Origin of the sequence: Arcicella aquatica (assembly GCF_034928825.1) — a bacterium.
Classification (GTDB): Bacteria; Bacteroidota; Bacteroidia; order Cytophagales; family Spirosomataceae; genus Arcicella; species Arcicella aquatica.
The window spans coordinates 22718-42415 of sequence record NZ_JAYFUL010000006.1; the positions used below are offsets into that span (position 1 = coordinate 22718).

Below are 19698 nucleotides of genomic sequence, written 5' to 3' on the forward strand. Positions count from 1 at the left end.
TAATTTTGATGAATCAACTTGATACAGCAGTCTTCTTATGGCTCAATTCATGTCATACTACTACTTTAGACCCAATAATGGCGTGGATTTCGGCAAGAAACTCTTGGATTCCTCTTTATATACTTATCATTGGATTATTAGTATGGCGTTATAAAAAGCAATCTATTGCTATCATTCTAACGATAATAATAAGTGTAGCATTAGCTGATCAAATTTGTTCATCATTTTTTAAACCATTAGTGGAACGACTGAGGCCTTGTCATGAACCTGCCATTCAACATTTAGTCCATGTAGTAGGCAATTGCGGAGGTCAATTTGGGTTTTGTTCCTCTCATGCAGCTAACTCGTTTACCTTAGTGGTATGCTTGATATTATTGGTTGGCAAACAATATTCATGGGTCAAATACCTGTTTTTGTGGGCAATAATTGTATCATATAGTCGTATTTATGTAGGCGTTCATTATCCGCTTGATGTACTAGCAGGTGCTGGAGTAGGAGTGTTTACTGCTTTTATATCATTCAAACTATATCAATTCTATGTATCAAAATATGTTCATGAAGTGTCCTAAGTTGTTATCATTGCTTTTTGTATGGTGTTTGTTGAGCTCTTTTATAAATAGCGAAGAATCTGATGGAATTGTAGGCGTGTGGTTTACGGAAGACAGAGCATCCAAGATTCAAATTTTTAAGCAGGACAATCATTATTTTGGGAAAATAGTTTGGTTAAAGTCACCTACTGTGAATGGCAAGCCCATTTTAGACACAAAAAATCCAGAAGAAAAATTACGAACCAGACACATACTTGGACTTGTTTTTCTGAACAAATTTGTGTTTGAAGGGAATAATAGCTGGGCACATGGAGAAATTTATGATGCTCGTTCTGGAAGGACAGTATCAGGTAAAATGTCTCTTAAAAATAAAAATATGTTGGATTTGAGAGGTTTTATAGGTAGACCTCTTTTTGGCAAAACAGTAACTTTAGTCAGAGCGGAGTAGAAAACTATTCCAATTTTATCCTTAGCGAGGGACTTAAGTCCCTCGCTAAGGATAAAATTGGAATAAGACAAACATGAGTCATCCCGAATTTTAAAATCATAAAAAGCGGTCGAAATTAGTTTTTCGACCGCTTTTTTATGATTGATGAACACCGAATTCCTACTGTTTGAGCGGAGCGAGGCGGTTCGCCACTGCGATTAGGAATTCTTGATTTTCTTTTGCGGTCCGCCGCGCGGTTACTTTTCTTTCATCAAGGAAAGAAAAGTAAGGACTAGACAATAATAAGTAGAAAACCTCTCAAATTGTCTCCAAAACGCACAATTTTAGGGAAAATTCGGTATGACTCATGTTTGTGATTCAACAATTCAGAATATTTTATCTTTAGTCATTCAATGACAATAAAAACAACATCGTATCTACACCATCCGCATAATCCCACAGCTTTGGCATTTGTGTTTCTCCGAAAGGAATACTGCCCTCAAACCAAGCATCTTTTGAAACAATACACTGAATTTTATCTGTTTTATCCGATATTTTTTGTTTTAAATCTTCTTCATTTTGGTAAGTTTCATAGAAGATAACAGAAATAGGAGAGACCAACGACTCGTTTTTTGTCAGTATCAAAAAGCCATTATCATAATGATGCACCTGATTTACTAAATAAATAGACTTATTATAATCGTAATTATTTTTGTATTTATTATGGTAAAAAACATCGCCCAATGGCTCGATAGTATCATAAAAATTCACAAAGTCATAATCCTCAGGAACATAAAACTTTGAGATATTTCTACAGCCTAAACCGTAATAATCTGTAATGTCTTTTCCCAATGCAAAGAAATCATCCTCCGTTTCACTACCATTCAAAATAGCTACTGAGCTTCTATTTTGACGAATAATATGAGCTTTATTTCTGAAATAATATTCAAAATAACGAGCCGAATTATCAGAACCAGTAGCTATTAAAGCATCCACTTCGTTCATTCTTTCGCTAATTCTAATGCCCAGAGTCGGACTAATTTCTAACAGCTTTTCAATCAAAGCTAACATCAACACCGAATCCTGCGAACTAACCTTTGCTACACAGTCATGCCCCGCAATGACAACCGTCAATAAATCATGGAAACCTACAGCAGGAATATTCCCAGCCATTATCACACCAATACTTTTTATAATCGGAGGTCTATCAGGTATTTCATATAACCCTACCCATCTTTCCAAGGTATCTCTATCTAAATAAAAATCAGCGATTGATTTGATAGCATTCTTAGTGTTTTGGGGTGTAAACCAGTTGTTTTGATGCGAAGCCCTATCTGCCCATTCCTCAATGATTGATTGATTTTCTTCGTCTCTTAAGAAATTTCCTAAGCTAACGAATGTTTCAATTCTTGCTTGTAAATCCATTTTCTGTACTTTTTTTACAAATTTACACAAATACAACGAAATATTTTTTTCAATAGTCTCCAAACTTTATAGGCTATTCAATGTTTAACTGTTAATTTTGTGAATGATTTAAAGAAATAGAATGTTTTAAATTCTGATAGAGGTATTAAATCAATTTAAGAAAGCATATACAATTAAAACGAAGTTTTTATGGCAATTATCATAACCGAAGAATGCATCAACTGCGGTGCTTGCGAGCCAGAATGCCCTAATACAGCAATTTATGAAGGTGGAGTAGAATGGACTTGGTCGGGTGGAACCAAATTAGTAGACGTTGAACTAGAAGACGGTAGTGTTATTGGAGGTAAAGACCCAATGACACCTATTTCGGATGAATTTTATTACATCGTTTCAGATAAATGTACTGAATGTATGGGTTTCCACGAAGAGCCACAGTGTGCAGCTGTTTGCCCTGTAGACTGTTGTGTTCCTGATCCAGACCACGAAGAAGACGAAGAAACACTGTATGCTAAAAAGGCATGGTTACACGCTGAATAGTATTTTTTATTTTTTGTTGAAAGCCCTGATTTAGAGATAAATCAGGGCTTTTTTATTTGAATAATTATATTTTTTCTTGATATTTTACTTTAAGAATATTTGGTTTTTTGTCAATATTACAGAATATGTTAAAAATGAACTTATAGAGTAAAAATATTGACATTTTTCCCCAATATGTGGTTAAAATTATACCTGTTTTGGATTATTTTTTGAAAAAAAGCCTAAAATAGGTTAAAAATTTGCACATAAAATTTGGAATAGTAAATTTTACCTATAATATTTGCACCGTAATCAAGCATTAATATTTAAACATTCAACCAAATATTATTATGAAAAAAACCTTAATCACGTTATTTTCTTTGTTTTTAGCCGTTCCTGCATTTTCTCAAGAAAAAGAGGAGGACAAAGGTAAGTTTACTTTCTCTGGATATATTGATTCTTACTATCTAGCTAACTTCAATAACCCAAAAGATATGTCGAATACAGGTGCATCTAAAACGGCTAGAGCATTTGATCAAAAAACTGGTTTTTCTTTAGGTCTTGTTCAAACTAAAATTGGATATGCTACTGCAAAATCTGATGTTGTTGTTGACTTAGCATTCGGACCAAACGCTGACTTAGGGAACTATGGTAACAATATTGGACCATTAGGGGCTGGTTCCTCTTCTTTGGTTATCAAACAAGCTTATTTTAACTGGAAAGCTACAGATAAATTTACTTTGACCGCAGGTCAGTTTGGTACGCACATCGGTTATGAAGTAATTGATGCTCCAGTAAATTATCACTATTCACTTTCTAACTTGTTCAACAATGGACCATTCTACCATGTTGGTGTGAAAGCAGCTTATGCAGTTTCTGACAAATTTGCTTTAATGGGTGGTATTGTAAATGGAGTTGACCAACTTTACAGTAACAACGAGAAACCTGGTTTAATTGCACAAGTATTTGTTCAACCTGTTGCTGGTTGGAACGTTTATGTAAACGGAATCACTGCAAACCGTAACGCTAAAGATGCAACTACTGGTACTACTTCATCTGGATCGTATAACTTATTGGATTTAACAACTACTTATCAAGTAACTGAGAAATTCTTATTAGGCTTAAATGCTGCAACTGGTAAGCAAAACTATGCTACTGGTGATGGTAAGACATGGGGTGGATTTGCAGTTTATCCAAAATATGACTTCTCAAGTACTTTTAGCTTAGGAGCTAGATATGAATCATTCTCTAATACAAACGGTGTAACAGCTCTTTTAGACTATGATGGTAATGGTGTTACTGTTAATTCATTCACTGTGACTCCAACTTTTACAGTTGCAGACGGACACTTATTGTTGAAACCAGAATTTAGAGTAGATTCTTATGACAAGAATTTCTTTACTGATGGAGATGGCGTTAAAACAAAATCTCAATCTACTTTTACTTGGGCAATGATTTATAAGTTTTAATGATAAATAATCACATAATCAGCTAAAATATAGCTGGTTATGTGTAATTTAGTTTCTGTAAACAATTCCATAATAAACCCCTAAAACACTAATCACAATGACACAAAAACCAACATTTATTCCAATTCTCATTTTGCTTATCATTGCAATTGGAGCGGCGTTTGTTCCTGCTCCGGGTGCTGCGGTAACGGAAGGTATCAATTCAGGCGATACTGCTTGGATGCTAGTATCTTCTGGTTTGGTATTATTAATGACTCCTGGTTTAGCTTACTTTTATGGTGGTATGGTTAACCACAAAAACGTAATTTCTACAATGTTGCAATCATTTATTGCAATGGGTGTAATTACAGTTATTTGGGTAGTATTTGGCTTCAGCTTAGCTTTCGGAGAAACAATCGGAGGTTTTGTTGGTAACCCTTCTACTTACTTTATGTTCCAAGGAGTATTTGATGGTAAGCCTTGGCCATTAGCTGGTACTATTCCATTTGCTTTGTTTGCATTTTTCCAAATGAAATTCGCAGTAATTACGCCAGCACTTATTTCAGGTGCTTTAGCAGAACGTATTAACTTCCGTGCATTTGTATTATTTATGGTGCTTTTCTGTGTAGTAGTTTATGCTCCGTTAGCACACTGGACATGGCACCCAGAAGGTTGGTTGTTTAAATATGGTGTTCTTGACTTCGCTGGTGGTACTGTTGTACACATGAGTGCAGGTTGGGCTGCTTTAGCAGGTGCATTATATTTGAAACGTCGTAAGTCACACGTTGAAGCAAACATTCTTCCTCCAGCAAACATTCCTTACGTATTATTAGGTACTGGTTTACTTTGGTTCGGTTGGTTCGGTTTCAATGCTGGTTCAGCAGTAGGTGCTAGTCCATTAGCAGTATCTGCATTTGCAACTACTCACGTAGCAGCTGCTTCTGCTGGTCTTTCTTGGATTTTATTTGATGTAACACGTGGTCGTAAAGTTTCAGCGTTAGGTTTCTCTATCGGTGCTGTAGTAGGTTTAGTAGCTATTACGCCTGCTTCAGGTTTTGTTTCAGTAACAGCCGCTATCACAATTGGTACAATCGCTGCTATTATTTCAAACATCGCTGCACACTGGAGAGCTAATTCTAAATTAGATGATACTTTAGACGTATTCCCTTGCCATGGTGTAGGTGGTATGGTAGGTATGGTAATGACAGGTTTGTTTGCTTCTAAAGCAGTTAACGCTGCAGTTGTTGAAACAGAACAAGGTTTCTTCATCACTGGCGACCCAGCTTTATTTATCAAGCACTTAGTAGCTCTTGTAGTTGTTTCAGCTTTCGCATTTGGTCTTTCATATTTCTTATTATTCGTTACTGATAAAATCATTCCTTTACGTGTAACTGAAGAAGAAGAAAGAGTAGGTTTGGATATCTCTCAACACGATGAATTCCTTGCAGAAGCATAAAATATTAAAACTTTACCACAAGTAATGGTTCTTGTGGTTTTGTTTCAGAAGGAAAGCCCTCAGACTATGTCAGAGGGCTTTTTATGCTTTTAATAAGCCAAATACCAAAAGTGATGGCACTAAAATGGCAGTAAAATGGCACTTAGAATTACAAAACATGATTAAAGAAAATCCTGAGAAGAGAAATCACCTCATTGTACCACCCTCACTTGTCAAGTCTACTGGCAAGTCTGGGTGGTACATTAAGTTTTGGGCTTTTAATATGGATTCTCAGAAAAAGGAGAGAGTTCGTATTAAGGTCCATGGAAAAACAGTAGCACAAAGAATTAATGATGCTAACTTAATTATCAAAACAATTACCGAAGCTTTTGAAAGCGGAGCCTATATCTCTGATGTTACAAGGACTGAAACGCCTGAAGAAAAAGTGATAGATACACTTACTTTTAAAAAGGCCTTAGATTCATATTTAATTCATAGAAAGATAAACTTGAAAAAAAGGTCTCAGGAGACTTACACAACATGGTATAATACTGTACTGGAGTTTTTTGAATTGAAAGGCTATGATAAGTTTTTCCTAACAAGTGTTACTAAAAAACACATACGGGAATTTTTCGACTACATTATCGAAGTTAAAAACCTTAGCCCAAAAAGTTTTAACGATTATATCGGCTTTCTTTCGGGCTTTTATATTTTTCAGGTCGATAGGCAAAATGTCGAAGAAAATATTGTTGTAGGTTTTATCAAACGGATGAAAGTAATTTCTGGTAAACACGTACCTTATACAATGCCACAAGCTAAAAGTATTTTGGATTACTTTGATAATATTAATGATGAGCAAACAAAGCTATTTTTAGCGTTCAGTTATTATACATTAGCCCGCCCACGTGAGGAACTAAGAAATTTGAAAGTAGGGGATATTAAAGAGCATACAATTTATTTCCGCCCTGAGAACGCAAAATCAACTGAAAACAGCTACATAGTTATTCCAGAGCCACTCGAAGAACTCATAGTAAAGTATCAACTAAGAGAACAAGACCCAAATTTGTATTTATTCACTCCTAATAAGGACAAAGCATTTGTACCGGGAGAAAAAATAACTAATTCTCAATTCTTTTATTTAAAAATTAAAAAGTGTCTTAAGGCGCTTAAATTAACCGATAAAGAATATGACCTGTATAGTTGGAAACATACTGCTGTTTGTCAATTATTTTTATCAGGAGTAGATATTGAAGCCATTCGCCAACAATGTCGTCACTCAGATATTAAACAGACTATTCAGTATCTAAAGGATTTAGGAATGATTCGAAATGCAGAAATAAAATTAAATTTCCCTAGGCTAAACCTTAGCATTGCTAACTGACAAAATCCCATTTTTGCTGAAACTTTGTAACCATAAAACAAAAAGCCTGACAATTAATAATCGTCAGGCTTTTTATCTACCTACTTAAACCGAGCCGTAAACGCCACTAACGCACCCATATCCTTAGTACTCTTTGCAGTGTTGGCAGTGTTATTATTAATGCTCCCTAACAAACGATTTATATCATCTCGCAGAGCTTTTACCACATCTAATATTGCTCGCTCCGCCACATTCACATCTTTCAGCTCCTGCACCGCATCAGCTCCGTTTTTACGAATATCTTCCTGAAGCTTTGTATTTTCCGCAATGGCTGATTCCTGAGCCGACGTATCGCCCAAACCACTGTTATACGCTGGACTGTTCCCATCGCCAGCAGTTACGGCCGCATTGTCTTGAATTTCCTCTCTTTGTTGCTGCTCCTCACTATCTTGACGCTCTTCTTCTCGTTTTTCACGAATACGTTCCTGCATACGTTCATCAAAACTACCACCATCAGAAAACATCAAACCGCCCTCACGATAGATGGGAGCGCCATTTTTGTGCAATGAGCTATCCAACAACTTATCCACCACAGGTTTATTATTTTGATACGTATTCCTCGAAAGAATCATGATAGGCTCACCACCTTCCATTTCTCCAATTTCATGTCCGCTACTTCTATCTACCAGACTAATGCCAGATTCTCCATATTTCGAGCCGTGTCTTGGCCCCTGAGCAACACCAGCATTTTTAATAACAGCTCCTTTCTGGGCAAATGTTCTGGAGCTGATAGATGCCACTTGTACGCCCGTCATCACCCCTGCGGCCGCTGCTGCAATTAACCCAAAAGGCCAGCCAAACATGGCCAAAGATTTAATGATTGCCTGAGCACCATTAATCAATGCCTGGGCGATATCCATTTTCTTTTGTTTCTCAAAAGCCTCTTTTCTCAACTGTTGCTCTTTAGCAGCATACTGTTTATTCAGCTCGTCGGTTTTCGCTTCAAACTGGTCTTTTGTAATAAGCCCTTTATTATACTTCTCTTCCCAAGCCTTCAGCTGTTCATTCTTCTCTTTAGTCAAGTTGTTTACATCCTTCTGGAGCTTCAAATCATTCAACTTTCGCAAGAAATCAAAGCCTTCATTGGCATAATCAGCCACTTTATCGGTGTGGTCCATAAACTTGGAAGTACGCTCACTCAGGTTCTTTTTATCAGCTCCCAACTTTGCGGATAACCCATCAATAAAGCCCTTATAATCACCATCCATTAAGCCTTTCAAGCCTGAAAAGAATTTCTTATTGTTCTCGTCTCTTAGCTTATTATGTTCTTCCAGCTCCTTGGTTTTCGCCTGTTGGTACTGTGCAGTAGCTAGCGAGCTTTGAGCCAAATACTTTTCATCCAAACTCATTTGGTTGGTTCGGTACTGGCGGTGTAGCTCAGTAGTATCCTTTCCAGAAGCAGCTGCTTTCGCCACCTCAGCGTCATAGGCTTCTTTTAAAGCTTTCTTTTCAGCATCTAGCTCGGTTTGAAGTTTTTGAAGGGTCTCTCTTTTTTCAATATCCAATCGTTGTAGCTTCAACCGTTGGATTTCATCTTGATTATTTTTGGCAGTGATGAGCTCATATTCATTGATCGCTTTTTCAGCATCAAAACTATTCTTTATTCGAGTCTGGCGCTTCTGGTCTTGGTCTTTTTCTATCTCCAGTGCTGCTTTCTTTTCATCGGCAATTTTCTCGTCCCGGGCTTTTTTCTCCAGCTCGGCGATATCGCGGGAAAGTTTATCATTTAACGCTTGTTCCCAAGCTGCTTTGGTGCTTTGATTAGCCTTTGAAGTGGCTATTTTCTCAATCTCCTGCTGGGTCTGTAATTTCAGTTTGGCAATATTTCTAGCATTCTCTTCTTTAATGCTATCAATATCCATTTTCTTGATTTCAGCCAACATCTGCTTATCCTGGGCAATACCATCTTCCTTTTCTTTCTTAGCCTTTTCTTTGGCTTTGGCCAGCTCGTCAGCCCTATGTTTTACAGCTGCCTTTTCCTTAGCTGTTAGAGTAGCTTTATGTTCAGATTGCTCGTTTTCGGCTATTTTCTTGGCATTCGCCTTGGCATCCGTGGCGGTTTTATCATTGGCTTTTTTGTTGTTGGCGTCGTTTTCTTTCCGCAACTCATTCATTTTGCCGTTATAACCTTCATTGAATGAATTGCCTATTTTGGTTGCTCCAGTTTTGAAAATATCGGATAATTTTCCAAAATCAAAAGTCGTAAATGCTTTAAAAGCATCTGAAACCACAGCAATCAATGTTTTTATCGTATTCCATAAACCCGCCACAGAAGCTTTTACAGCATCACTTTTTTCATACCAAGTAGCAAATGCTCCGACTAATATCGCAATAACAGCAATGACCGCACCTATTGGGTTTGCACTCATTACAGTATTTAAAGCTGTTTGAGCAATCGTGACGCTTTGTGTGGCTATAGCCCTAGCTTTCTCAACCGCAGCATAAGCCAAACTGGTAGCAGTAGCAATAATCAATTGACCATTGAAAGCAAGAATAGCCGCTCCCAAAGCCAAAATCATGGTTTTGTTTTCAGAAATAAATTCGGGTACAGCTCTAATTACATTCACAAAAGTGATAAAACCAGCGGTTATTTTAACCAATATAGGCTCTAATCCTGCACCAATTTCAGTCTTTAAAGTGGCCATCGTAGCAGTGGCCTGCTTACTTTGAAAGTCTAGTGTACTGGTATTTTTGGCTGCTTGGGTATAGGCTTCTGTAGTACCTGTAAGCTTTTTGGTAAGTTCAGTAATTTCTTTGCCGTGGGTTACGATATGCTGGGCCGCTACTACGTTTTCTTTACCAAACATCTTCGCAATTTCAGCAGTACTCATCTGTTTTTTACCAAGATTTTCAATGGCTTTATCAAGTCCAACAATTTGCGGATTAGTTTCTTTTGAGCCTGCCGAGAGGGTTAATAAGACGTTTTTAAGTTGGTTACCCGCTTCACCGCCTTTTAATGATATCGTAGAAAGTGATTGTAATACCGCATTGGTTTGCTCAAAACTAACTTTAGAGGCGGCTGCTACTGTACCTGAGTTTTTTAAGGCTCCAGCCATTTCTTCAATCTCTGCCGAGCCTTCTTTTGCACCTGCTGCCATCACGTTAATGAACCTACTGGCCGAGCTGGCTGGTTCGCCAAACTGGTTTAAGCTACTGGCCAAAGCATCAGTAGCAGGACCGAGTTCCATTTTAGAGGCCTGAGCCAACTTGATGGCTTCATTAGTAGTGGCCGCTAACAGTTCTTTTTGTTCAAGCAATTCGGGTTTTGCAGAAGCCATCATCTTATATGCTTCGAGCATATCGCTCCCTAACATACCAAATTCAGGCCCCGTCTCTTTCGCTTGATCGGTTAAATATTTCAATTCATCACCCACCAAACCTGTAACAGCTGAAAGGTCGGCAGCCGAACTTTGAAATGTCTTAAATTCTCTAACAGAATCACTTACAAAATCATAAATCGCTTTACCAGCTTCAAAAACGGACATGACAGAAAAAGCCCTTGTAAAGTCTTCTTTGAACTGTTCCCAAATGCCTTTTTGCGATTCAGCTTCATTGCCAATCCCTCGCATATCTTGCCGTACTTCTGCCAATATTGGGTTAATTTCAGCGAGTCTATGAGCGGCCGCATTGTATTCATCAGACCCCACCACACTATCTTTCATGACACGCACTAAGTCGCCTTGCAATGCAGTAAGTTGCTTAACCGTCAGCTGGGTGACATCCATTTGCTGACGAGCAGTTTCAAGGGCCGCTTCTAAATCTTTTACATCCCTTCTGGCATCAGTCCACTCCTTTGTCCCTTTTTCAAGTAAAGCCATTTTATCCCTAGCTTCTTGAAGGGAAGATTCAATTTTGGATAATTCAGAAACAAAGGGCTGGCCATTAAGGCGAAAAACGATGGTACTTTCTTCTACTAAATTCATTTGGTACAGAACATTAGATTATTCAATACCAAGGTAGGGAGGGTAAATGGGGGAGAGTAGGACAAAAAAAGCCTCTCGATTTAGAAGCTTTGTTATCTTGTGCTATAATTATCACATGATAATTTTTACTCGAAAGTATATTTTTATCGTAAAATAAACCAAATCGGCAATATATTGCCTTATTTAATTATTTATTTACAAATAATAGTATTAAATAACCTTTTGATAATATTTTATATACATCAAGTTTATAATTGAAGATTACTTTGCGTAAGGTAAAATAAAAAAAGGCTACTCTTTTCCGCAAAAGAATAGCCATCAAACAACAATTAAACCAACAAGAAAATGAAGCTCAAAAAACGTTGGATTACAAGAATCTGGAGGATTTTTGTAACAAAAATTGTGTCTGTTGCTTTTAGTATTAGTACTTTTTTAAAGTCGCCGATTGGATTAAAAATGTTTGACTTGCTTTTGCTTTTGACTACCTTTTATGTCAAGAATTATCATGATTTATTTAGTAATTACTGATTTTTAAACTAATAGAAACTATGTATTATCAGTCTAATGAAAAGGTAGCTTTACTAAAGGAATTGCAAAGTTACCTTTTCCATTTTAAGATTCTAAAAAAACAAATTAACTATTTATGAATTTTGACAATTTAGTTTGTTAATAATTAGAAATACCCTCCAACTCACTAGTTCCCCCACTCAATATTTACCCCTCAAAACTAGGCAATAACTTCTTCCAAGTATAACACAAAAAAGCCTCTCATTGAGAAGCTTTTATTTATGCACTTAGCTTTTCAGCTATCATTAAATTTTCATCAAATGGTGTTTTATAATCTAAAATATTTTTTTCACCTGATAAGTATTCTTCATATTTATCAGGTGAAATAATTACTGGCATTCGTTTTCTTGTATTGTGTATTTTAGCCATCATTTCATTGGCAACAGTTGTCAATATTGAGAATGTGCGAATATATTTACCATTTTCAGGACTTTTCCAGTAAGAAAATATACCACCTAAAGCAAAACTATCCTCATCCTTTAACCAAATCCTGTACCTTTCACGTGATTTATCAGGTTTTTGGTGAGGCTCAATTATCGCCTTAACAATTACTAAACAGCGTAAATTTTGTGAATTTTTATAGGACATTTTTTCATGTACAGTTTCAATACAAGCATTTAACGTTTTAGTTTGGATAGATTTTGCTTGCTCCAAAGACGAAATATGCGTAGGTATTAAACCCCATCTAACTAAACAGATTTTGTCAGGCATATCACACATAATGATAGGCATTTTAGGATTAGTAAATCCATTAAATATTATATCAACTTGATTATCCTCGTAATACCTTTTTGTATGTAAACTGGCTTTGTATCTTTTTTCAAGCAATTTATCTGACGGCGGGATTTCTGCATAAAAACACATATCTTTCTAATTATAAATACTTTACAAAAATAAAAGAATTATTGACTTTTCAAACTTTACCCCTCCAAAGTCATCTCCAAACCATTAGCCACTTCCCTCAAAACCAGCTCCGCAATACTAGCCTGTAATTTCCTCCTAACATCCCTTACAAAAAGCGAACGTCCTTTATTATACCAACCCTCACCACGCCGTTTAATCTTCAATGAATTCTTTCTGGAGTAAGCCAAAGTATAAGCCAAACGATTGATGGCAATTGAAGTAACAGGCATTCTGGAAGCACCATAATAACCAGGAATACCCTTAAAAAAAGCTAAACCCTTTTTCTCAATGTATTCCTTCATACCTTCTACGAGTGGGCCTTCTGGGTCGGGCTTTCCGGGCTTATAGCCAATGGCTTTCATATCCAAATATCGGCCGTAGCTATTAAAGGTGACGTTTACTTCTGCATACAGCTCCGAAGCCACTACCATCGTTGATTTTTGAAAATGTTCCAGTAAGTTATTAGTCAAAACCAACCCTCTATCCTTGATAAATTTCTGAAAATACAAAACCGCCTGTTCCTGAATCTCATTCAGTTCGGTTTCAAACAGTACCTCCAAGGCTTTAGTATCAATATTCTCCATCAGTTTATGCGATATCCATGCCCCACACAACCCAGCGAAAGATTATGAAGCGGGCAAACTATTTCTTCAAAAATATAATTCACTCCATTGATATGTATTTTACGGTCTGGTGTCCACCCTGCCAAATCGCTTTCAGTTAAATACAAATCCACTGGTGGTGTTCGGAATGTGTTCATTAAAAACGATTCTTCTTCCTTGTAATAGGTATTATACAAGCCATTAGCACCATTCCAGTACAAACCCAACCCCGATACCTCTGGCAATGCCACCGGAACACCATCGACCACACCAGCCCATTGCAACATTCTAGGACTAAAATTCTTATCATTTTGCCCTGTCGTAATACCTTGCTGTAGCGTAAAAGGCAAACCACCATCCGTAATTAAGGAGCTCCACACTGTTTGAACTTTAAAGATATTTTCCTCGGCGCCAGCTGTCAGGTATCCATCAAAATAAGGGTGCTGCACTTTTGTTGTAGCATCGTCTGAATCCACCGAAAACGATAATTCCAAACCCGATATATTGGTTGGCATTTTACCCAAAATTGGCTTGGCTTTCTTGCTCCAGTCCAAAGTACAATCTGCCTGATACACACTTTTTCGGGTCCTGAATTGTAGCTTACGGTTGGGAGCATCAAAGAAAAGGGCTGAATTGGTTAGCTTCGCTACCTCCAACAAAAAAACGCCCAAAGGCAAATCGGGCAAATGATTCTGCGGATAAATCGTATTAAGCTCATCTAAACTAAGGGTATTATAAATCAAAAAACGGTTAATCTCAGGCGTATCAAAGCTAAATTCATAGTCAACTTTAATGGCTAGCTGGTCTAAAATATACCTTAAAAAGAACATGGGTACTTTGGTTCCACCGCTATAATGCCCAGCGGTACACTCGTTAATAATACCCGAAAAACCAGCTGGCATATTCTGATAAAAGTCAGGGTTTTTGATGCTTGGAAAAACATAACCGCCAGCTGCATACGTATTCGACAAGGTTACATCAAAATCTGACGGTATGGGCAATGTTCCAAAATCTATTTCACGTAAACTTTTAGTCCTTAAATTCCCAAATACGGCTTCAAGGTTGGAGGTATAACCCAGCTTATAATCGCTAATGGCTTCTAGTGGCAATACATATCCACGAGCCAAACGATTAGAATTTACATACTGCTCACAGTACATTTTGGTAGGCGAAGCCAATACCTGTGGGTGTCTATAATAGCCCAAAATACGGTCGTTCCGCACCGTAAAGGGCAAAATGATTTCCTCTGCATAATCGCCTATTACCTCATCCCTGAGGAACATAGGCGATTGCTTTTTCAAATTACACACTAGCTCGCTGGTTACATCTACCACCTCACCACCAATTTTTATCGTTAGGTTCATAAGACTTCTATTAAACAATATACCTTTGCTTGTGAAGGGTGATAGATGGCAGGTTGCCACAAATAAGCACCACTACCAGCCGAAAACTCAGCGGGTGTAATGGTTTTGGTAGCCACTTGCACGCCATTAGAATAAAGCTTTACTCTTATAGATTTGGTGCTACCATACACAGTAATAAAATACAGCTCCGAGCATGGCAAGAAAATATCATTCTTTCCAGCTGGATACACCTTCGAACCTGCGTTGGTATTGTTCTGAACTGCCCAATGGTTTCCATACACTACATCCGTTGGACTTCCAGAATAAGCACCACCACCTCCGTGGATATAATTGACAATTCCGCTTGGCTTGGTCAAAAACCGATAGTTAAACTTATTCACGGGCGGACCAGGAACGATGTTGTAATACTGAGGATCGGTCAGGCAAGTACCATTGTTGTTGGCATAGGTCTGCGTATTCAAAAACGCAAAACGGCTTTCGGCTCTGGCCGTTGCCTCAGCTTGTGTTTGTCCGCCAAAGGTATTGGCTGGAATAGTGATGGTAGCATAGTCGCCATAACCACTCGGACAATTGTTTCGGGTATAATTGCCCAGGCGTGAGATTAAGAAATTCTTATAAGGTGCCGAACCTGCCGTACACATATTTGAAGGTGCGGGCGTAAAATATCCTTCTGTCCCTGGCGAATTAAGTTTAGTCGGCACACCCTTCACAGGCTCTCCAGTATCTTTATAAGTCAACGTCAACCGAGTAGCTCCCTGATAACCCGTTGCCAAACCCGTCTCAGGGTCAAAAATACAATAAGGTTCTATCGGTAACCAAACCAATTCCCGCACAGAAACAGGCGGAGCAGATGGCAAATCCGAATAACCCAACTCGTTTTTGGCATATTCAAACGTAAAGGTTCGCCCCATTAAATCAACATTGTCTTCAACAGTGGTCAAAGATTCTGTGATAAGCGTCATAGGAACAAAGCCATCTTTGGTGGCAATGTAAATTTCTTCGGCAAACATCAGCTCTGAGTAATAGGCAGAATTTACACCATCAAAATAACCTGTGTTTATCGTAATCTCTTTTTTGCCCGTGATGCCAGTAACAAATACCTCAGCACTACTAGGCAAATAATTACTATCCAAAGCCTTTTCGCCTTTATTACGATTCACTTTCAAACTTGCCTGAGCAGTACCCACCGTGCGAATGGTATCATAACCACCCAAGGAATTAACCATTAATAAATACCTAGTATTTGGCTCATAAATATGGTCTAATTCATAACTCCTTATTTCAGTAATTCTATCACCCAAATCATTATTAAGCCAAACATCATACCCAGTAATAGGGTTTTCAGGCGTGCTAAAGTCACCCAAACCCAAGGCTACAAATCCCACAGGGATACAATAAACGGTATATTGGGTTACCACATTTAGGGTTTGTACAGTAAGGATTTGAGTAAAACCATCTTCATAAGAAACCTTTACTCGCACCGTAATGCTGTTAGGCTTTGGCAAAGCATTACACAACCAAAACAAAAATTCTGGTTGAACAGCATCAATTACTTTATTATTGGGCTGAAAGGTCAAAAACGGACAATTAGCATCAAAATGACTGCTAAAGAAAGTTTCCCTCCAGCTCGCAAAATCATCCACCGCTAGTTTAGATTTAATGGCAAAAGCTTCCGCCGAAATACTTTCTGTCCCCATTAGTACCCCCTCTTTTTCGATATAGCTTTTTGCCTTATAAGGTATCGTCATGCCTGCACAACTCATAATCTGCTTTTCGTCGATTTTGGGCGGACAAAATGAAAGTAAGCCATCCAAAATACTATCAATTTCAAAGTCGGTACCATAATAATAATTGGCTCCAGACAATATTTGTACAGGCCTTTCAGAACCGATACGCTCGGCCACACTGACAAATTCTGACGATTGATAAGCCTTCGGGACCAGTACTTCAATATGTGTATTCATGCCCCAACGATTGACAACAGTCGGGTCATACGCATCGATATGAACAGTCAGTTTATTCCGGGCAAAACTTACTGGGAGGTGAGAAATATAAGTAGCTAAAGAATCCATGAGAAAAGTTGTGATTTAGTGAGTTAGTGAATGAGTGATTTATTTTAGTTAGTGAATTGTGAATGAGTGAATGAGCGATTACTTTTTTAAATCACTAGCTCACTCATTCACTCAATCACAACTACAATAGAGCTCATTAACATTGAACGTGAACATTATTTCATTCCGCCAGCCCATCACGTCGGCGTTAACTACTTTTGAGACTTGATTCAGACGGTTTTCTACTACTGCCATTTCAAAGTCCCCAGTCTCTCTTTCTTCATGGCGAAGCTTGCCAATAAAGCCAATCATACTGGTTAGCGTATCATTCCAAATAGCATCTTGTATTTCTGGAGTTGCCTTGGCTTTACTTAAAATCGTGACGCCAAGCAGAAAGGTTAGCCGAACGTTTGAGGTGTCTGAATCATCTAAAAAGCCTTCTGAAGTATCAATAAACACCGCCTGACCTACTTTGTACCTAGCTTCGTAGTATTTGCCAATTCTACCTACTAGAATCTCTCCAGACCCTACATGCACAAAATCCACAACGCCAGCCGTGGATTCTGCTTGTCCCTTCAGGAAGGCGACCATTTCTGAAAAATTTGTTATCATGAGTTTTTAAATCGCTGTGCCTCCAGCTGCTTTTCTTGTTCCTTTACATCCAATGTATCATCTAAACACTTTGCCCAAATCAGGTGTACGTTTTGATAACATACACTTTCAAAGTTTCCAAACGTGCCTTTTTCCGCCACACTCATCAGCATCGTTACCCAACCCATCCCGTTTCCGTATCGTGGTTCTCTGCCATCATCACCAAGCATTTGAGAGTAATTTTCCAGAAACAGGCTGTTTTGCGCTTCAAAATATTGCAGTATCGCCACCTTTAACCCAAAGGGTAAAGTCTTTAATTCCTTCGCCCTGGCTTTTACTCTTTGACCGTTGTACACCTCTCTTTCATCACCGTCCCATTCCTTTGATTCTCTGAAGGTTAGCAAATCTTTTCTGCGAGGCCTGCAAAGCGTAGCAATCAGCTCATCCAAGGCAACCACGTTCGGAGCATCAGGATTGGCAAAAGCCAAATACTGCATATTTGCCCAAGCCAAATCCACGGCATCCGTATCGGCAAATCCTTCCTGAAACACTAGGTATTCAGTACCCAAATGCACAAAACTTGGAAACGGCTGCTCAACAATTTTTTCAGCAAAAGCAAAATTGGCTACTTCTTTGAGCTTGTACCATTGCGGTAACTCCAGCTCTAAGCGCTGCCAAAATTTATCACTACATCCCATCAGCACACAAACCGCATACTCATGTTCGCTTTGGGTAATTTCATCCACTTTCCATTGTGTCAATGGCGAAAGCTTTGAGATTTGCTCCAGCGTGCATTCATCCCAACGCTCAGGCATCGTAAATTTTTTCTTGTTGATTTGTACCTCTACCATACGCTTAAAATTTTCAGTACTAAAGCTGCTCTCAACGTCCAGACTTCAATGGTCTTAAAGGTCAGCTGTCTGTTAGCTTTTTTAAGTGCCTTTTCACTTTCAATCGATATAAATTCACGTTGGCGGATTTCCTCATTTTTGGCCGAAATGATAATATCTTTTTCGACCAGTACTGAGTCTTTAATGCCCAGCTGTAGCTTATAAATTGTAGCGTCTACTTTGGCTTTCAACGCTTCTCTGGCGCCATCTTCTGTTAGTAATACATAACCCTTGGGAATGAGCTTACGGAGGCTGTCTGTAGTTGAACGCTGTATCAATTGCCCATTGCAAACCGTCGTTATCAAGCTTATCAATAACCAGGTGTAAAGAATCTTTTTTAGCTTCATAGCTTTGTGATTTTTTTAATAATGTGGTTACTTTCTTTTCGGCAATGTTGGTTTTTTCCAAAGTTTCTGGCATATAATACAGGTTCTCTGCCTGCGCCTTTACCATAAACTTTTTCCTTTTCCAGTACGACGTCGCCACTATTCCAATCAGGAAGAGGGCAATCCCCAAAATGTACAGCTTCCACCCCGTAACCCAGCTTTTTACAAAGCTCCCACAACCAAACGGCATCGCCATCGGTAGGCGTGTTAATAATAAGTTGAGCCATTTCATCGGTAGGTAGCTAAAAAGGTGGGAGGCGCATTAATGATAGAATCATTGTGCAAAATCATCTTTTGCATTTCAAAGTTTTGCTCTGAAATACGCTTGGCCAGCAAACGGTTTTCGATAATCACCGCCTTGTAACTTGCCACACAGGTATCACAAAGCCCCTCTTGGAATCGCTCCACCGTATCAATTTGCTGTTTGATATAGGTGATTTTGGCAACTTTTTGTAGGCCAGATTCTGCATTGGGTGTTTTTATTGATGGTTTTACACCCTGTTCATTCAAACAGCTCCAAAAGACCGATAGCGTCAACACGCTAAGAAATAAGATACTTTTCATTGTGATGTAGTTTTTTAAGTTTTGAAATTCGATTAAGCCAACCCTTCAAGAATTTGCTTTGTTTCCCTACGCCAATTTTTCGGTAGTATCCCGCTCGATAGGTGTAGATATAATGATATAATTTTGACTGATTAGCCTGGTTTAATTTTTTCAGCATCTTGCTCCCAATCACCCCGTCTTGCTGAATGCCTAAATATTTTTGAATGACTTTGATATGTTTATCATCCTTGCCAGTACCACAATTGATAATCATATCAGAAATGATTTCGGCGACTGCTTGATTTTTAACCTCAGACAACCTGAAAAAATCCCAGTACTGGCGCTGGTAGATGGGCTTCATGTCGTTTAAAGTGGTTAGGCGTAAATCATTGGCGTCTATTTTGCCGTTTTTGTCCTTATCACATACCACAAAAATGAGCTTGGTTTTGTTACACCATTTGTCATATACGACCAAGGTTACCCCAAACTTTGTGGCGCCACCTCTATCGTACTGAATCATCACAAAATAAATCCCTTCAGATTGGATAATTCTAGGGTAGAACGGGTCAAAAACGGCTGAATAACTGTGAAAAAATGAACACCATAAAAGTGTAAATACTAATAAAGTCTTTAAAAATTTCATAAGATAGATGTAGTAA

Annotated in this window: 19 protein-coding genes; 7 read left to right on the forward strand and 12 right to left on the reverse strand. The window is 38.2% G+C overall.

Translation table 11 applies throughout. The features are described 5' to 3' along the window. Window positions 1-8 precede the first annotated feature (8 nt). Complete coding sequence (locus VB264_RS05105) at window positions 9-569, forward strand: phosphatase PAP2 family protein (protein ID WP_323247337.1); 561 nt, start codon at window positions 9-11, stop codon at window positions 567-569. Further along, window positions 556-996 (forward strand): DUF2147 domain-containing protein, encoded by a 441-nt coding sequence (locus VB264_RS05110; protein ID WP_323247339.1) that lies wholly within the window; start codon window positions 556-558, stop codon window positions 994-996. Before VB264_RS05105 ends, VB264_RS05110 begins: the two co-directional genes overlap by 14 nt. A 381-nt stretch (window positions 997-1377) precedes the next feature. On the opposite strand, the gene VB264_RS05115 is transcribed toward VB264_RS05110, so the two are convergent. Beyond that, window positions 1378-2400: an aldehyde dehydrogenase family protein gene (locus VB264_RS05115; RefSeq protein WP_323247341.1), complete on the reverse strand. Its 1023-nt coding sequence runs from the start codon at window positions 2398-2400 to the stop codon at window positions 1378-1380. 189 nt (window positions 2401-2589) lie between these two features. On the opposite strand from VB264_RS05115, the gene VB264_RS05120 reads away from it, so the two are divergent. From VB264_RS05120 to VB264_RS05135, 4 genes are all read left to right on the forward strand, one after another. After that, entirely contained in the window at window positions 2590-2937 is a 348-nt protein-coding gene (locus tag VB264_RS05120) for a 4Fe-4S dicluster domain-containing protein (protein ID WP_309916782.1), read from the forward strand. A gap of 329 nt (window positions 2938-3266) precedes the next feature. Continuing rightward, window positions 3267-4385 (forward strand): porin, encoded by a 1119-nt coding sequence (locus VB264_RS05125; RefSeq protein ID WP_323247344.1) that lies wholly within the window; start codon window positions 3267-3269, stop codon window positions 4383-4385. Window positions 4386-4482: 97 nt separating this feature from the next. Further along, window positions 4483-5820, forward strand: a complete 1338-nt coding sequence (locus VB264_RS05130) for an ammonium transporter (RefSeq protein WP_323247346.1) — start codon at window positions 4483-4485, stop codon at window positions 5818-5820. Window positions 5821-5977: 157 nt separating this feature from the next. Then, window positions 5978-7180, forward strand: coding sequence for a tyrosine-type recombinase/integrase (locus VB264_RS05135; protein ID WP_323247347.1), 1203 nt, complete (start codon window positions 5978-5980; stop codon window positions 7178-7180). An 80-nt stretch (window positions 7181-7260) separates the two neighbouring features. Here the strand turns inward: VB264_RS05135 and VB264_RS05140 are convergent, their stop codons facing one another. Further along, window positions 7261-11142, reverse strand: coding sequence for a phage tail tape measure protein (locus VB264_RS05140; protein WP_323247349.1), 3882 nt, complete (start codon window positions 11140-11142; stop codon window positions 7261-7263). A gap of 345 nt (window positions 11143-11487) precedes the next feature. On the opposite strand from VB264_RS05140, the gene VB264_RS05145 reads away from it, so the two are divergent. Beyond that, complete coding sequence (locus VB264_RS05145; RefSeq protein ID WP_323247351.1) at window positions 11488-11670, forward strand: hypothetical protein; 183 nt, start codon at window positions 11488-11490, stop codon at window positions 11668-11670. A 258-nt stretch (window positions 11671-11928) separates the two neighbouring features. Here VB264_RS05145 and VB264_RS05150 read toward each other — a convergent pair whose 3' ends face one another. The 10 genes from VB264_RS05150 to VB264_RS05195 form a co-directional block, all read right to left on the reverse strand. After that, window positions 11929-12573: an SOS response-associated peptidase gene (locus VB264_RS05150; protein WP_323247353.1), complete on the reverse strand. Its 645-nt coding sequence runs from the start codon at window positions 12571-12573 to the stop codon at window positions 11929-11931. Window positions 12574-12629: 56 nt separating this feature from the next. Then, window positions 12630-13196 carry a hypothetical protein gene (locus tag VB264_RS05155; protein WP_323247355.1) on the reverse strand — a complete coding sequence of 189 codons (567 nt, stop codon included), beginning with the start codon at window positions 13194-13196 and terminating at the stop codon, window positions 12630-12632. Beyond that, window positions 13196-14578 (reverse strand): hypothetical protein, encoded by a 1383-nt coding sequence (locus VB264_RS05160; protein WP_323247357.1) that lies wholly within the window; start codon window positions 14576-14578, stop codon window positions 13196-13198. Before VB264_RS05160 ends, VB264_RS05155 begins: the two co-directional genes overlap by 1 nt. Next, entirely contained in the window at window positions 14575-16650 is a 2076-nt protein-coding gene (locus VB264_RS05165) for a DUF5977 domain-containing protein (protein ID WP_323247359.1), read from the reverse strand. The genes VB264_RS05160 and VB264_RS05165 overlap by 4 nt, the downstream gene beginning before the upstream one ends. 111 nt (window positions 16651-16761) lie before the next feature. After that, complete coding sequence (locus VB264_RS05170; protein ID WP_323247361.1) at window positions 16762-17220, reverse strand: hypothetical protein; 459 nt, start codon at window positions 17218-17220, stop codon at window positions 16762-16764. Window positions 17221-17237: 17 nt separating this feature from the next. Then, a complete protein-coding gene (locus tag VB264_RS05175; protein WP_323247363.1) occupies window positions 17238-18071 on the reverse strand; it encodes a hypothetical protein in 834 nt (277 codons plus the stop codon). Next, a complete protein-coding gene (locus VB264_RS05180) occupies window positions 18065-18457 on the reverse strand; it encodes a hypothetical protein (RefSeq protein WP_323247365.1) in 393 nt (130 codons plus the stop codon). Before VB264_RS05180 ends, VB264_RS05175 begins: the two co-directional genes overlap by 7 nt. Next, the gene (locus VB264_RS05185; protein ID WP_323247367.1) at window positions 18454-18723 is read right to left on the reverse strand and encodes a hypothetical protein; all 270 of its coding nucleotides are present in this window, start codon (window positions 18721-18723) and stop codon (window positions 18454-18456) included. The genes VB264_RS05180 and VB264_RS05185 overlap by 4 nt, the downstream gene beginning before the upstream one ends. 1 nt (window position 18724) lies before the next feature. Continuing rightward, on the reverse strand, window positions 18725-19060 hold the full coding sequence (locus VB264_RS05190) for a hypothetical protein (RefSeq protein ID WP_323247369.1): 336 nt from the start codon (window positions 19058-19060) through the stop codon (window positions 18725-18727). Then, window positions 19038-19682, reverse strand: a complete 645-nt coding sequence (locus VB264_RS05195) for a glycosyl hydrolase 108 family protein (RefSeq protein ID WP_323247371.1) — start codon at window positions 19680-19682, stop codon at window positions 19038-19040. Before VB264_RS05195 ends, VB264_RS05190 begins: the two co-directional genes overlap by 23 nt. Window positions 19683-19698: the final 16 nt, after the last annotated feature.